12 protein-coding genes and 1 tRNA gene are annotated in these 15,372 nt (G+C 40.5%); 11 read left to right on the forward strand and 2 right to left on the reverse strand.

Annotated features, from left to right (window positions below; all coding sequences use genetic code 11):
- The first annotated feature begins 398 nt into the window (after positions 1-398).
- The 7 genes from ACS5PU_RS11645 (at position 399) to ACS5PU_RS11675 (ending at position 5,358) form a co-directional block, all read left to right on the forward strand.
- A complete protein-coding gene (locus ACS5PU_RS11645) occupies positions 399-716 on the forward strand; it encodes a hypothetical protein (RefSeq protein ID WP_056095014.1) in 318 nt (105 codons plus the stop codon).
- Between the two features lie 20 nt (positions 717-736).
- Positions 737-1,600, forward strand: a complete 864-nt coding sequence (locus ACS5PU_RS11650) for a hypothetical protein (protein ID WP_056095011.1) — start codon at positions 737-739, stop codon at positions 1,598-1,600.
- 23 nt (positions 1,601-1,623) lie between these two features.
- Complete coding sequence (locus tag ACS5PU_RS11655) at positions 1,624-1,824, forward strand: hypothetical protein (protein WP_056095008.1); 201 nt, start codon at positions 1,624-1,626, stop codon at positions 1,822-1,824.
- Between the two features lie 5 nt (positions 1,825-1,829).
- Positions 1,830-2,654, forward strand: a complete 825-nt coding sequence (locus ACS5PU_RS11660; RefSeq protein ID WP_056095006.1) for a DNA adenine methylase — start codon at positions 1,830-1,832, stop codon at positions 2,652-2,654.
- On the forward strand, positions 2,651-3,325 hold the full coding sequence (locus tag ACS5PU_RS11665) for a hypothetical protein (protein ID WP_056095002.1): 675 nt from the start codon (positions 2,651-2,653) through the stop codon (positions 3,323-3,325). The genes ACS5PU_RS11660 and ACS5PU_RS11665 overlap by 4 nt, the downstream gene beginning before the upstream one ends.
- Positions 3,326-3,509: 184 nt before the next feature.
- Positions 3,510-3,692, forward strand: coding sequence for a hypothetical protein (locus tag ACS5PU_RS11670; protein ID WP_147273612.1), 183 nt, complete (start codon positions 3,510-3,512; stop codon positions 3,690-3,692).
- Between the two features lie 52 nt (positions 3,693-3,744).
- Positions 3,745-5,358 carry a recombinase family protein gene (locus ACS5PU_RS11675; protein WP_369817107.1) on the forward strand — a complete coding sequence of 538 codons (1,614 nt, stop codon included), beginning with the start codon at positions 3,745-3,747 and terminating at the stop codon, positions 5,356-5,358.
- Here ACS5PU_RS11675 and ACS5PU_RS11680 read toward each other — a convergent pair.
- Positions 5,318-5,391: transfer RNA gene (locus ACS5PU_RS11680), tRNA-Met, on the reverse strand. The two genes, ACS5PU_RS11675 and ACS5PU_RS11680, sit on opposite strands and share 41 nt — an antisense overlap.
- A gap of 852 nt (positions 5,392-6,243) precedes the next feature.
- Here ACS5PU_RS11680 and ACS5PU_RS11685 point away from each other — a divergent pair.
- From ACS5PU_RS11685 to ACS5PU_RS11695, 3 genes are all read left to right on the forward strand, one after another.
- A complete protein-coding gene (locus ACS5PU_RS11685; protein ID WP_147226470.1) occupies positions 6,244-6,624 on the forward strand; it encodes an START-like domain-containing protein in 381 nt (126 codons plus the stop codon).
- A 30-nt stretch (positions 6,625-6,654) separates the two neighbouring features.
- Positions 6,655-8,079: an LptF/LptG family permease gene (locus tag ACS5PU_RS11690; RefSeq protein WP_439459346.1), complete on the forward strand. Its 1,425-nt coding sequence runs from the start codon at positions 6,655-6,657 to the stop codon at positions 8,077-8,079.
- A gap of 140 nt (positions 8,080-8,219) precedes the next feature.
- Positions 8,220-9,431, forward strand: a complete 1,212-nt coding sequence (locus ACS5PU_RS11695) for a bifunctional 3,4-dihydroxy-2-butanone-4-phosphate synthase/GTP cyclohydrolase II (RefSeq protein WP_439459347.1) — start codon at positions 8,220-8,222, stop codon at positions 9,429-9,431.
- Between the two features lie 369 nt (positions 9,432-9,800).
- On the opposite strand, the gene ACS5PU_RS11700 is transcribed toward ACS5PU_RS11695, so the two are convergent.
- Positions 9,801-14,231 (reverse strand): translocation/assembly module TamB domain-containing protein, encoded by a 4,431-nt coding sequence (locus tag ACS5PU_RS11700; RefSeq protein WP_439459348.1) that lies wholly within the window; start codon positions 14,229-14,231, stop codon positions 9,801-9,803.
- Positions 14,232-14,305: 74 nt separating this feature from the next.
- On the opposite strand from ACS5PU_RS11700, the gene tsaD reads away from it, so the two are divergent.
- Positions 14,306-15,307, forward strand: coding sequence for a tRNA (adenosine(37)-N6)-threonylcarbamoyltransferase complex transferase subunit TsaD (gene tsaD, locus ACS5PU_RS11705; RefSeq protein WP_439459349.1), 1,002 nt, complete (start codon positions 14,306-14,308; stop codon positions 15,305-15,307).
- Positions 15,308-15,372: the final 65 nt, after the last annotated feature.

Consider the following 15,372-nt stretch of genomic DNA (forward strand, 5'->3'; position numbering starts at 1 on the left):
ATATGTATCCGTACCGTTTATCTTTTTTATGAAAAAAGGGATTGTCTAAAAGTTCTGTCGGATGCTACCTCAGTCAAATTTCGGGATGCCGCGCTGGCAACGTTTGGTTTTCTTGCTCTTCCGGAAGGTATAATACGCATCAGCTTGGTATTCCCCAATGCGAAATTCGTGACTGTATTCGGAGATGATCTGCCTGCAATCGTATTAACCTGTAAGATTTCGCTATGGCTGAAAGGATTTGACGCAACTTTTCTGGTTTTATCCCATCATGTGATTTTCACTTTTAAGTCATGCGAATTTTCATGTGCGGAATCACTCTTTTCACTTAATAGGTTTTGTAAGATCACCGGATTTAGGACTAATCTAAGGCCTTTGCAAATCCGGTAAAATCCATTCCCATGATTCCAGAAATTTTCAAACAGGATATAAGTCTCGATATCCGGGTATTTGGATTCGATGTCAATGTCAATTATGTGTACAACTGGCCCAGCAAAAGAAATGATGAAAAAGAGCCAACCGTTGTACACCTGGAGTTTCGCTCAGATTCCAATATTATATCCGGTACCGGCTACCGGTCACATTTTCTCTTTTCTGCTTTTTTAAAGGATTGCGGATATGCGTCCATCGAGGAACTGGCAATCTCCCTTGGCGAACACCTCGCCCGGGAAAATGGCTATAGCCCTCCCCAGCCTGAGCGACAGCTTAGCCTATTTTGATTAATTAATAATATATTCTTATGAATGAACAAAATTTGGATTATCTAAAAAAGAGCCTGGATTATCTGGGCTTTGGAACAAAACTTAACGATGTTCTTGAATCAGCAATTTCCAGGGAACTCCCTGCTTTTACCCTCGGAGTTACGCAAAGCTACACATCTGCCAACGCCAAAAAGAATCCTGCAATTGGTTCCGATCAGGTCAGGTTCATGCTGAATTTCAACCGCTCCAAGCAGAGCGATATGTATTTTCTGAACGATTATGAGGTAACTCTGAATAAGGCCGGAAGTGCCTTGCCTATCAGACAAATCTTTGATCTGGAAAGGGACAACCGGATTACGGTGCTACAGGCCTATAAACTACTCTCTGGGAACTCACTTGAACGGGATGTTTACACCAAATTGGAAAACAGTGAGGGTTCGGAAAAGAAAAAGGTTTGGTTTAAGCTCAACCTTGATGTTCAGGATGCCTACGGGAATCATCCCCTGAAAAAATTCTACCCCGAATTCAAGTTTGAGCTATCTGATGCCATAGACAAATATCCGTTCAAGGGTCTTACTGAACTTGGAAAGGATGGTATGATGAAAATGCTGAGAAGTGGCCATCTGGCACCGGCCGAGATGATGGTGGGTAAGAAAGCCGTTGCTGTAATGGTAACCGCGAATCCCCAGTTTAAGGGACTTGATGTTTATGATAAGAACATGGCCATTATCCGCCAGGATGAAATCTTTCCTAAAAAAGAAGAGCAAAAAGAAAGCACGGCCTCGGCTGAGCAAAGAACTTCCCAAAAAAGCGAAATCGATGCCAGCAATACAGAAGAGCGGTTTCCATGGGAAAACCAGCGGGATGGTGATACCTCCCAAAGCGAGGAAATAGGAAGATAATCTTTTGTAACAGCAAAGAAAAAATGAGAAAGCTTTTAGCTAAGATAGACCGCATCCGCGCAAGCGGATGGGTTACCCTTGATCTTAAGGAAGATCACCTGCTATATAACTTAAACGGCAAGCGCTTTCAGGTAGAAAGTATGGCTACGCCCGATATCAAGTGCAGGGTGTCGGTAATGATTGAGGGTGAAAAAGTTGATTTAAGCATTGACGACTTGTATTAGAATTTATGACCAAACTAAAATTAAGAACCCCCATAAGCTATTATGGGGGTAAGCAAAAATTAGCCAGGCGCATTGTTTCGGTAATTCCGCCGCATGTGCTTTATTGTGAGCCTTTTATTGGTGGCGCGGCGGTATTCTTTGCTAAAGAACAATCAAAGGTTGAGGTAATTAATGATACCAATAAAGAACTGATGAATTTTTATAGGGTAGCGAAGGAGGATTTTACTTCACTAGAAAAGGAGATCAGGATCTCTCTTCATTCCAGGGATCTGCACAGAAAGGCTTCGGTGATCTATAACAATCCGGATATGTTTTCGGAGGTAAAAAGGGCATGGGCAGTCTGGTTGACTTCATCACAGAGCTTTTCTTCGCAGCTTGACAGCAGTTGGGGATATGATAAATCAGGTAATACCACAACAAAAAAAATAAATTCCAAGAAAGAAGGATTTGTTGAAGAAATGGCTATCAGGCTCCAGAACTGCCAGATAGAATGCGCAGATGCGCTTTACATCATCGCAAGCCGCGATACCGCAGATAGTTTCTTTTACTGTGATCCGCCCTACTACAACTCTGACTGTGGTCACTATGACGGTTATTCTGAAGGGGATTTTGAAGCCCTTCTTTTTTTACTGGCCGGAATAAAAGGCAAGTTTTTGCTCTCTTCCTACCCATCTCCAATATTGGAAAAATATGCCAAAGAACATGGCTGGCATCAATGGTCGGTAAAGCAACAGGTTTCCGTTAATGCAAAAGGAGGAAAGCAGAAAAGCAAGACGGAGGTGCTAACAGCTAACTACCCGATAGACCTAAAGACGGAATTTGGAGTTTGAAAGTAAAGGAAATAAACCCAGAATTGCTGGCACTTTATCATGGTTCGCTTGGACTGGACGGTGGGAAAATAAACATCCAGTCCGGTAAAGGAGTTGGCTGGAACGCTCTCACTCTCGGAAATGCATTTTATACTTCAATAAGTGAGGACGCCGCCTGCCTTTTTAGCCATCTCGTACTCCAGAAGTCAAGATTGAAAGGTGAATCGGGGTTTGATAATCTTGGATATGCCAAAATCTATAAGATAACACTCAGCAAGGATGCCAGCATTTTGGATGCTGACAAAGCTCTGGACGCATCTCGCGTCCGGAGTATTTTGCTGTGCGCAGGAGTTTCCGAGCGATACCTAAATCACCGGCACGATGACCAGCTCTCTGATTTTTACAAGGTTGCTGATCTGCTCTGCTATGGGATGGACTGGGAAGGTAACCGTAATGAATATCTTACAAGGGTACTGGGTTACGACGGACTTTTAATTAAAGAGAGAGCCTGGGAAAACTGGGATTATTATCCATCAGGCATTGGGATTGACTGGGATAAAACAAACGACCCGAAACTTTGGCCACCAAAAACAGTCGCGATATACAATACAGATAGTGTAGCGGGATTTGAGGTAATCCGCGATGGCGTAATTGAATCTTTGGCAATAGATCATTCAGATTTGCAAAGATAAATTATTAACAGGAGACTCATGTGCTCATCTCAAAATGCGAGTACATTAATGATAGATGCACCCCAGGTTATGCCTATTTGCATCTATTTCTAACAGGAGCGTAATTAAATGTGATTATCCAATCCTGTTATTCTTCAGAATACCGTTCGAAAAATATTTGTTACTCAAAATAAACGTCATGGATATGGAGTTTGATTTAAATATAGAAACTATTGTGCGCCAGCATGATCTAACGATCGAAGAGGTGCTTTCAAAGCAAATGTTTTCACATTTTACCGAGCAGCAGGCTAAGGATGTGATCCTTACTATCAAAAAAATGTCTATAATCATTTTTAATGCAAGTGAAAAAAAGGATCAAAAAACTTGATAAATTAATTGATTATTAGTATCTTATAGTGTAATAAAAAGAAGTATTATTTATGTCAGACATCTTTTTTTTCGACTCATTTGCAAAAGGGAAACAAAATAAAAAAGTTTCCAAAAGCTTGGAATGCGTTATCTATACAAGGGTTAGTAGTAAAGAACAGGCTGATAATTTAAGCCTGGGAACCCAATTGAAGGCATGTATGCTATACGCAGAGAAATTTGGGTTTAATATTGCCGCTCAGTTTGGGGGAACCTACGAAAGCGCTGAGAACGATGAGAGAAAGCAATTTACCGCCATGCTTTCTTTCGTGAAAAAATTCAAAGGAAAAATATCTTCTATCTTAGTGTATAGTCTGGAGAGGTTTTCAAGAAATGACAACTCAATCTGGCTTAGCGGAGAATTGAGGCGCTTAGGTATAGAAATAATTTCCGTAACACAACCTATTGATACCTCGAGTGCTTCGGGTCAGATGCAACAAAAGTTGTTGTTCCTGTTTGGCGAGTTTGACAATCAATTGAGAAAGCAAAAATGTAGTGCTGGTATAAAAGAGATGTTACTGCGTGGTGATTGGCCGACTAATCCTCCTTTAGGATTTGAGATTGACAGATCGAAGAACAAAAGGCAGATTGTTATAAATGGGAAGGGAAGGCTCATTCGTCAGGCCTTTGAATGGAAAGCTTATGAAAATGTGTCAAATGAGGTAATTCGCGATAGGTTGGCGGCTAAAGGACTAAAATTGATTCATCAGCGTATCTCAGAAATCTTTAGAAATCCATTCTATTGTGGCTTGATGGTGCACAATATGTTGGAGGGACAAGTGGTTGTGGGCAATCACGAGAAATTAATTAGCAGGGAACTTTTCTTAAAGGTTAACGGTATGCTAGATAAGATTCCCCATGGTTTTTCACTAAATGAAGAAAATGTGCACATTCCTTTGAAGCGCTTTATGGTATGTGCCGAATGCGGGAAGCCGTTGAGTGGCTACCTCGCACGCAAAAAGAATATACATTATTATAAATGCAAAACCAAAGCTTGCTGTAATAACAAAAATGCTGATTCTCTTAATTCCAGATTTGCAGACATACTTGATTTCTTTAAAATTGACATTGCCAAGGAATATATAGAACTATTGGTTGAGCAGGTTGCTGCAACATTTAACCAGTTGACTCAAAATAAGCAAGCGGATCTTTTAGAGTTGGAGAACAGCCACAGAGAAGTGAAGAAGAAGGTGGAGCGATTAGAGGAAAGATATATTGAAGAAGATATAAGTCAGGAACTTTACACAAAGTACCATGAGAAATATTCGGACGAAAAAAGAGAAATTGAGCGGAATTTGCTCATCCTGTCTAATAAAAGTTCGAACCTTTTAAAATGCGTTAGGTTGGCTATAGAATATGCCACTCAGCTACCTTTAAACTGGCTTTCTGGTGATTACCATACTAAGCAACAACTCCAAACATTACTGTTCCCTAGTGGTATGAGTTATGATAAGAAAAATGATAAAGTTCGAACCACTGAAATAAATTTAGTGTTTTTGTATATAGCTTATTTTCAGCAACTTATCAGTAAAAAGAAAAGAGGCATACCAGAATTATCTCTGGATTATGCCTCTTTTGCCGATTCGGTAGCGGGGAGCAGGATCGAACTGCCGACCTCAGGGTTATGAATCCTGCGCTCTAACCATCTGAGCTACCCCGCCGGGTTAATATTTACTAAATAACGTAAATACCGTTGTGGTTATTTTTAAGAGCTGCAAATATAGGATAAATATACAATCTAATAAAAATAAATGTAAAAAATACTTTAAGGCATTAACCATCAGGGAATTTGATTGTTTTTGGTGACTGGTAAAAAGGGTTTTGGCGGTAGAATAGGGGCTGTGTTGGTGTTAAAATGGGGCTATGGAGCAGGCCAATTCAGTCAATAACCAATTCCCATCTAGTCTCCCGAAGGTGCAGTTGATGCGAAAGAACATTTATAAGATGTGTGTAGGGTGTTTGGCAGATCGCATTTGGCGAGCGAATTGGAGGCAGTTATCCAAAGGTATTTATCTTGATTAGATTCTTCGCTGCGCTCAGAATGACAAAGGTCTCCTGCTTGTAAATAATTCTGAGCCTTCACTTAACCGATTAGCCAGCTTGGAGTTTGGAAACAGTTAACCAATTTAAACAGTTAACCGCTTAACCAGCTTGGAGCTTGGAGTTTAGAGTTGGGAGCTTGGAAACAGTTAACCGATTAGCCAGTTTGGAGCTTGGAGTTTAGAGTTTGGAGCATGGAAACAGTTAACCAATTAACCAGTTTGTAATGGGCAGTTTGTAGTTACGAATGAACGAATGACCAATGAACCAATGACCAAGCTGGGAGTTTGGAAACAGTTAACCAACTAACCAAAAAGGCAGGTAGTTACCAGTGAACGAATGGCTATTGAACCAATGCAACAACCTACCGAACCAATAAAAATGATAAGTGTTGCAGATATAGAATAAATTACCTTTCTTTAGAAAAATAATATTAAAAAATAGTCCGGAAATTATCCTGGTAGTGTACTAACATGGCAGAAAAGAAAAAATTTACACTAGAGTACGAAGTTAGATCGTCGCCAAGAATATTGTATAGTTTTATTAGTGAGCCTAACGGCTTATCTCAATGGTTTGCTGATGATGTGAATTTCCGCGACCAGGTGTATACTTTTACCTGGGACGATGAGCAGCAAAAGGCGAAACTTGTTTCCGTTAAAGAAAATAAACTGGTTAAATTTAAATGGCTGGATGATGAACCTCAATGTTATTTTGAGATGGAAATCGTACAGGATGAACTAACCAATGATGTAGCGCTCTCGATTACCGATTTTACCACCGATGAGCTACTTGCAGAGAAAAAATTAATCTGGGATAACCAGATCGATTATCTGATAAGTGTTTTGGGTGCATAATATTATCTCCGCATTGTTTACCTTTGTAAGGTGAAAAAACTACATCTTCTATTAGTAAAAGCATTTGTGAAGCCATTCATAGCAACTTTTTTTGTTATGATGTTTATCCTGTTGATGTTTTTTCTATTTAAATGGATTGATGATCTCATCGGTAAAGGCTTCGAATGGTATACCATTTTGGAGTTGATGTACTATGCCTCTGCGGCCAATGTTTCTATGGCACTGCCCTTATCGGTGCTGCTATCTTCCATCATGACTTTTGGTACGCTGGGCGAAAATTACGAGCTGGTGGCCATTAAATCGGCCGGTATTTCGCTGCAGAAAGCCATGCGTCCGCTCTTTGTGGTGATCCTGATACTTACCGTAGCTTCCTTTCTGTTTTCGAATTACATGCTGCCCAAGGCCAATTTGAAATTTGGTTCTTTGTTGTACGATATCCGCAATAAAAAACTTTCCTTTTTAATCAAGCCTGGTGTTTTTAACAATGCCATACCGGGTTATGCCATCCGTGTCGATTCAAAAGAAGAAGACGGCACGCTGCACAATATCATGATTTACGATCATAAAGAAAGCAACGGCATACCGAAGGTAATCTTGGCCAAAGAAGGGAAAATGAGCAAAACATCCGACGGTAAATTTTTGGTGCTCAACCTTAAAAACGGTGTGCAGTACGAAGAACAGGCTAGTAGCAATGGCATGTACAACCCGCGTCAGGTGTTCTCGCGCAGAAGGTTTAAAGAAACCTCTCCGCGTTTCGACATGTCATCGTTCGAAACCAATTCTACCGATCCGAATGCTTTTGGTAACAGTACGCCAATGCTCAATTTAAAGGGGATTGTACGCAAGCGCGATTCGCTGAACAAACAGATGGATACGCTTCAAATGCGCACCATTGCCAACCTCACCAATAATTTCAGGCAGTTTAATGTAACAAAAGGTTATACTAAGGTTAAAGCTGTTCCTTCCGAAATAGATGATGTAATATTGAAGAGCATCCCTAACGGATCGCGCAAACTGGCCTTAGAAAATGCTACCAATGTAGTGGCCAATATTATGCAGCATGTGCCTACCTGGGCGCCAAGGCAAACCGATTTAAAAGGTGAAATTATTTTTACCACCATCGAGTACCAACGCAAGTTTACCCTGGCAGCATCCTGTATTCTGCTGTTCTTTATCGGCGCCCCTCTAGGTGCCATTATCCGCAAGGGTGGTATGGGCTTACCTGTGGTAGTAGCTATTTCCTTTTTCCTTGTATACCACATCATTACCACTGTTGCCGAGAAATCGGCCAGGGAAGGTAACCTTAACCCTATATTTGGCATGTGGATTGCCGTAATTGTTTTGTCGCCATTGGCTGCCTTTTTAACCTATAAAGCTACGGTTGATTCGGCCCTGTTCGATTTAAATTATTACAAGCAGTTCGTGGTTAAACTGTTTAAAAAGAAGGAAAAATAGGCCCTGTTTCCTTTACTTACAGATGATATTTTAATCCAAATATTGCTCAATAAGGTTGTACATTTGTACGGGTTATTGCTGCGGCAAATAAGGTGGTTTTGAATACACTCCGCAGGGTTTTCCCCATAATGCTAGATAAAATGCAAACGAAATTAAACACAATAGAAGAAGCTATCGCCGATATAAAAGCTGGTAAAGTGATTATTGTTGTAGACGATGAGAATAGAGAAAACGAAGGCGATTTTTTAACTGCTGCCGAAAACGCAACACCAGAGGTAATTAATTTTATGGCTACTTATGGCCGTGGTTTAATCTGTGCTCCGCTAACAGAAGAGCGCTGCAAAGAACTGAACCTAAACTTGATGGTAGGTAAAAATACGGCAGCTTACGAAACCAATTTCACCGTTTCGGTTGATTTGGTTGGCCACGGCTGTACCACCGGTATCTCGGCAAGCGACCGTTCTAAAACCATGCTTGCACTGGTTGATCCTAAAACTGACCCTGAAGAGTTGGGCAGACCGGGACACATTTTTCCCTTAATTGCTAAAGATGGTGGTGTAATCCGACGTGCAGGTCATACAGAAGCTGCGGTAGATTTAGCGCGTTTGGCTGGTATGAAACCTGCTGGTTTATTGGTAGAGATCTTGAAGGAAGATGGCGAAATGGCCCGACTTCCGGATTTATTCAAAATTGCTGAGCAGCACCAGTTGAAAATTATTTCGATAGAAGATTTAATTGCTTACCGCTTAACGCTCGATAGCCTGATTAAACAGGAAGTAAGCATTGATTTACCTACGGCTTGGGGCGATTTTAAAATGACAGCCTATACGCAGTTAGATAACAATGCTACCCACTTGGCCATTTCTAAAGGTACCTGGGGTGCTGATGAGCCAATTCTGGCCCGTGTGCACAGCTCGTGCGTAACCGGAGATATTTTTGGTTCGTGCCGTTGCGATTGCGGTCCACAGTTACATAAGGCCCTGGAGATGATTGAAAAAGAAGGCAAGGGAATTGTAGTGTACATGAACCAAGAGGGCAGAGGCATCGGACTGATCAACAAACTACGTTCGTACAATTTACAGGATGCTGGTTTTGATACCGTAGAGGCCAATATTAAATTGGGTTTTAAAGGCGATGAACGCGATTATGGTGTAGGTGCCCAGATTTTAAGATCGGAAGGTGTAACCAAAATGCGTTTAATGAGTAACAATCCGACCAAAAGGGCAGGTTTAATCGGTTACGGTTTAGAGGTAATTGAAAATATTCCGATAGAGATTGCGAGTAACGTACACAACGAACGTTATTTAACAACCAAAAGGGATAAAATGGGACACTCCATTATGAAAGGATAGTATTTAGTTTGAAGTTGGGCATTAGGTGTGGGGAATTTACCAAGCCAAATGCGAACGGCTAATAAATAATAAATAAAAGCCAGTGATTGAATTGATGTTCAATCACTGGCTTTTTTGTTTTGGCTCTTGTGGACTGTCATCCCTCTCCGCGCTCGTCATCCTGAACTTGTTTCAGGATCTAATAGACACGACTTATTCGAAATACTGTTTGCCAATTTACGATAGAATCGTATGGCTATTAATGCACTCGTTAGAAACGTTCGCAAGCGCAACCGTTACAACAAGCGCAGACACCAGTAGGCTTTGCATTACCAATAACCAATACCAATTACCAATGACCAATGAACCAATGACCAATAAACCAAAACCTTACCTTCTTTGGTTTCCTTTGCTCTGGTTAATAATGGCTTCTTTACTAATCGATTTATTGTTTTTAAAGGGTTTTTCAGCCTGTTTTCTTTTTAGGTTACGGCGGTAAGAACCCGATATTTTTTGAATAAACTCTTTAAACGTATCAAACTGCTGGGTATAAACCAAACCAAAAGAAGTTACATTAGCCGTAGGACTGATCCCACTGTTTAAGAATATACTTTGCTGGGTTGGTGGTTTATTGGCCGCCTTAACCGTTAAGCTACCGTCTTTCTTAATCAAGAAAACGGCCTCAACCTCACGTCCTACATTATCTTTAGAAAAATCGATGATGGTGAAATCATTCACACTATTACGGTCTACAATACCGGCGTTAATCACCAAACGGTCGTTAAAGAATTTAAATGAGGCATTCGCTTCGCTTAACGAGCGTACGTTCAAATCGACAAAGTTTAGATTCAGCGAAGAAAGTACATTGTTAAATTGGTTAAATACCAGCTCTGTGGCCGTACTGGTTGCTGTAGAACTCAATTGGTTACCAATCGATTCGCCACCATTCCCAGGTGCAAAACTTCTTCTGATAATTAAACTGAAGGCCTGTAAATTTAGGTTATTCTGGTCACTAAAATAGGTTTGCAACTCTTCTTTAATAGATGGCTGTGCCGGGAAATTAATATCGAGCTTAATATCCGGTTTTAAAAGTAAGCCAGTTAAGCCCATTTCTACTTCCGTATTTACCCTTTGGTTGGCATTGCTACTGGCATCGCGGTTGGCGGCTTTGTAAAGGTCGTTTAAACTCGCCCTTAAAGCATATACCGCTTTTAAATTTATCTGCGCAGCAGTAGGATTGCCTGTCCAGCGGATGGTACCGCCCTGCCTGATCTCAAATTTTTTGTTAATCACCTCTTGGGCCGTAAAATCAAAACTTCCGGTCTCAATAATGTAATCGCCCGACATTTCGAAATCGCCAAAACTATTGATGTTGAGGTTCAGTTCTGCATTACCTTTGCCACTTAAATTGCCCAGGGTAGTATAAATATTGGCCGTGGTGTTCGGATCAATGGTTAATTTGAAGCTAAGTGTCAATCCATCAAAATTGGTGGTTTTCTTTACCAGTACAGTAGAATCTCTGCTTACAAAATTGATAAAATCCTTATCAGATATGGTTTCTGAGCTATTTAATGGAAGATTAAACACCGTACCTTTCTCGGTTTTGGCCTTAATATCAATCTTCATTTTGTTGGTTGGTCCGGTAAAACTAAATACCCCAGTACCATAAGCGCGGCCATAATATATCGAATTGTCTTTCGCGGTAGTGTTTAAGGCCATTAAACTGTTCGCGTTTACCTTTACATTCAACGTAGGGTAGTTAATGTCATTCAAATCAACCGTGCCGGTAGCGGTGGCTTCGTGGCCTTCAAGGTCGCTCAGTTTAAAGTCTTCCAAATCAATCACACTATTGGTTACCGTTACTTCATCGGTTATTATATAAGTGGTTTTAAGGTAGTTCACCATCAGCTGGCCTTTATCCAAAGCCAAGGTGCCGTTGATCTGAGGTTTATTAAATTTTCCCTTCACTGTTAAATCAGCCGAGATATTCCCTTTTAAATTCGAAACCAGCTGTTTTACAAAAGGCTCTAAAATGGTCAGCTTGCTTTCATCCATCTTAACCGCAAGGTCTATTTCCTTCTCTTTAAGATCAAGGTTTCCGGTAAGCTTAAAGGTTTCTGCATCTTGGGCAACAATGCGGGTAAATACATTTATTTTGTTGGTAGCATTGTTAAACGATGAAGTATCGCTTAAGGTTCCGATGTAGATATCGTTAAAGTTGAGCGAATCTATTTTAATATCATCATTAACCCTCGGCGCTTTTAACACCCCAAATAAATTGGTTTTGCCATTGGCATTTCCACCCAGTTTAATGCCCATCCCTTTGGTAAAAGGATTGAGCGTTTTAAGGTTAAAATCTTTAAAGCCGACAGTAATCAGATCTTTGGGATCTTCAGAAATTAGTCCATCAATGGTAAGTTGCTGTGCGCCATTTGTTAAATCGAAATTGCTGATCTGTGTTTTGCCGTTGTTAAGCACAATACGCACTTTCTCCTGTATGCGCCATTCTTCACTGTTAATCTTTAGTATAGATGGGAGTACACTTAAGCGGGCCGTAGTATCCTGGTTTTTTGTAAACTCTACCAAGCCGTTCAGATCGAGCTGGTTGGCTTCGTCCGAGTTCGACATTTTAACGTTGAAGGCCAAACTGTCGTTGCGCAGGATGTTCGAAACGTTTACATCCTTAATAAACAAACTGTCGTTTAACTGCACCCGGTCGGAAGTAACAATTAGTTGGAGCTGCTGCGGCGTGGTATTCTCATCCAAGATAATGTTGTTTACCACAATGCCGTTGTAGGTTAGTTTTTTTACGAAGCCGGTAAGGGCAGCGGTATTGTTCCGCGAATCGAAATCGCCGTTTATAGTGGCTCCTTCTTCCAGTTCCAGTCCAGGTATAAAAATCTTCGCTATGGGCTCAAACCTTTTAATGGCCAGGTTAAACTTGAAAATCTGGTTCTTGTATTTAATAATATCGGCCTTTAACGATGGGATATAAGTTTTGGCAATGGCTTTGTAATACGATACAATCGAGTTTAGATCGTACTCGCCCTTAATGCTGGCGTCTAATATATCCGACCGGATATCGAGCACGCGGTTAGCGCCGGTTCCGTTGGCCATTAACTGTACCGAATCTACACTGTAGGTGCCCTTAGGATTTTGCAGCTTAATTTCTTGGATCAGCCATTTCCCCGAAATGTTATTGAGGTTGGTGCCCGAAAAATTAGTGGTAAACTTTGCATCCACCATCAGCGAATCTTTTAAAAGTTTTAGGGCTTTTAAACGTGCTTTAGAAATGGTTGCGTTAAAGTTAAATACAGGCAGCTTGGGATTAAGGTTAACACCGCCATCAAAAACAAGTTTAACATTTCTGTCATTGATGCTCAACTTGCCATCAAAATACTTTTTATCAAAGGTTCCATCAATTTTAACATTGCGGTAGCGGTAATTGTTAAAGTCGATATAATCCACATCGCCGTTAATTTTTTCAGTTAACTGCTTCAGTTCAGTGCCGCGGCCTTTTACATACAGCGATGAGCTGATGCGGCCGAGGCTTTTTTCATCGATCAGGTTGCCGAGGTTAAAATCGTACGATTTTACGTTTCCGGTATAAGATGGAATATCGTTTTTATCGATTTTCATGTTCACATCAGAAACAATGCGGCCCAGTTTGGTTTTAAATTCCCCATAGGCAATAAAGTCGTTCTGGAATCCGGTAAAGCTGCCATTGAAGTTAATATTGCCGAATTTATTTACAATTGCCGGAACAATTTTCTTTTTACTGTTGGTAATGCCTCCCAGTACCTCATCCAGGTCGGTTTTGTTCGTTCCGGCCATTTCGATATTCAGGTCCATAAAGGTTTCTTTCCATTTAGGCAGGCCTTTGATAATGAAATCGCCCTTAATGTGTGTAGCTTTTCCGGTTCTAATGGCCAGCTTTTTAGCTTTAAGGTTGTTAACCAGACCTGTAATCTGCCCGTCTACATCCAGATCGAGTTTCATGGTACTGAGTTCGGGTGCAAAAAAGGCTACATCTCGTGAAGTAATATGGCTATCCTTAAAAACTGCCTTCATCCGCACATTATCAACATAGTGGTTAAAGTCTTTATAACTTTTAAACCGCATCTGGTAGTAATCGGTTAAACGGCTCTGGTTGGTTTCGAGCAAAAGGTTTTTAAGCTCAATCGCATTGCTGTCGATTGTGGTCTCAGCTGTTAGGTTTTTAAGGTAAAAGCCGCTTCTTTCTTTAAAGGTTAAATTTTTGATATTGGTTTTAATCAAGTGGCCTTTAGTGTCAAAGCCTTCAAAAATTCCGCTCAGCTGTTTTACGTCAACATTCTCAAAATTTACGCTTTTGCCCTGGATGGTATCCTTTGCTCCGAAATTTTTGTACCTGAAAGCAAATTTGTTCAATATAATGCGGCCCAGTTTAATATCATAAGGCTTGCTTTTCTTTTTCTTTACAGTAGGTTTACCAGAATCAAAATAGTTGATGATGAAATCGAGGTTAGAAGACTTATCTTTGAAATCCTTTAGGAAAAAACGGCCATTGTTAATTTGAACGGTGCTGATATCAATAATCCTTTTATCAATCGATAATTGGTTAATATCGACCATAAACTGGGGCGTACTGAGTAAAGTATCTTTTTGAAGATCGATAACCAGTAAATCTTCGAGAACGATAGATTTAAAAGGTTTGATGTAAAGACTTTTAATGGATACGGTAGTTTTAAGCTCTTTTGATAGGTATGCGGCGGCTTTCTGAGCAAAATAAGTTTGAACAGACTTAAATTGCAGAGAAAAAATAACAAGCGCCAGCAGCAAAATTATTGATGCGATTACCCAAAGGAGTATTTTAAATAGTTTTTTAATAATTTTGCAGCTTAAATATTAATAATTTGTCTGTTATACTTGCTATCGAGTCCTCTTGCGATGATACGTCTGTTGCTATTTGTAACAACGGCAAAATTACTGCCAATGTTATTGCAAACCAAACAATTCATCAAAATTATGGTGGTGTAATTCCTGAATTGGCTTCAAGGGTACATCAACAAAATATTGTGCCTGCCGTACAACAGGCTTTAATTGATGCCAAGGTTACAAAACAGGACATTAATGCCGTTGCTTTTACCCGTGGCCCAGGCCTTTTGGGCTCGCTGCTGGTTGGTGTTTCTTTTGCAAAGTCTTTTGCATTAGCCTTAAATGTACCGTTAATTTCTGTAAATCACATGCATGCGCATATATTGGCGCACTTTATTGATGATCCTAAGCCGAGTTTTCCTTTCTTGTGCTTAACGGTTTCTGGCGGACATACGCAGATTGTACTGGTTAAAGATTATTTCGATATGGAAATTGTGGGCGAAACCTTGGATGATGCAGCCGGCGAAGCCTTTGATAAAACGGCCAAGCTGTTGGCATTGCCATATCCGGGAGGCCCCTTGATTGATAAACATGCGAAACTTGGCAACCCGCTTGCTTTTAAATTTGCTGAACCGCAGATTGCCGACCTGAATTTTAGTTTCAGCGGTTTTAAAACTTCGATTTTATACTTTATCAGGAAGCAGGAGAAGGAAAACCCTAATTTTATCGCCGATCATCTTGATGATATTTGCGCCTCTGTTCAGCACAGCATTATTCAGATTTTGTTGAATAAGGTAAAAAAGGCAGCTAAACAGTATAACATTAAAGAGATTGCCATTGCGGGTGGCGTTTCGGCAAACTCAGGTTTAAGAAATAGCCTACAGCAAACTGCTGAAGAATTAGGCTGGAATGTTTATATACCTGCTTTTCAGTATTGTACCGATAATGCAGGTATGATTGCGATTGCAGGCTATCAAAAATATTTGAAACAGGATTTTGTTGGGCAGGATGTTTCGCCGATGGCGCGGATGGAGTTTTAAGGGGAGTGTTAGTTCATTCGTTCATTAGCCATTTGTTCAATAGGAACTGCAGACTGCCAACTGAC

It is taken from the genome of Pedobacter sp. GSP4 (assembly GCF_051857575.1).
Taxonomy (GTDB): Bacteria; Bacteroidota; Bacteroidia; order Sphingobacteriales; family Sphingobacteriaceae; genus Pedobacter.

Excerpts from the sequence above, each read along its gene's own strand:
- ACS5PU_RS11645 (WP_056095014.1), top strand. The coding sequence starts at position 399 with ATGATTCCAGAAATTTTCAAACAGGATATAAGTCTCGATATCCGGGTA.
- ACS5PU_RS11650 (WP_056095011.1), top strand. The coding sequence starts at position 737 with ATGAATGAACAAAATTTGGATTATCTAAAAAAGAGCCTGGATTATCTG.
- ACS5PU_RS11655 (WP_056095008.1), top strand. The coding sequence starts at position 1,624 with ATGAGAAAGCTTTTAGCTAAGATAGACCGCATCCGCGCAAGCGGATGG.
- ACS5PU_RS11660 (WP_056095006.1), top strand. The coding sequence starts at position 1,830 with ATGACCAAACTAAAATTAAGAACCCCCATAAGCTATTATGGGGGTAAG.
- ACS5PU_RS11670 (WP_147273612.1), top strand. The coding sequence starts at position 3,510 with ATGGAGTTTGATTTAAATATAGAAACTATTGTGCGCCAGCATGATCTA.
- ACS5PU_RS11675 (WP_369817107.1), top strand. The coding sequence starts at position 3,745 with ATGTCAGACATCTTTTTTTTCGACTCATTTGCAAAAGGGAAACAAAAT.
- ACS5PU_RS11685 (WP_147226470.1), top strand. The coding sequence starts at position 6,244 with ATGGCAGAAAAGAAAAAATTTACACTAGAGTACGAAGTTAGATCGTCG.
- ACS5PU_RS11695 (WP_439459347.1), top strand. The coding sequence starts at position 8,220 with ATGCAAACGAAATTAAACACAATAGAAGAAGCTATCGCCGATATAAAA.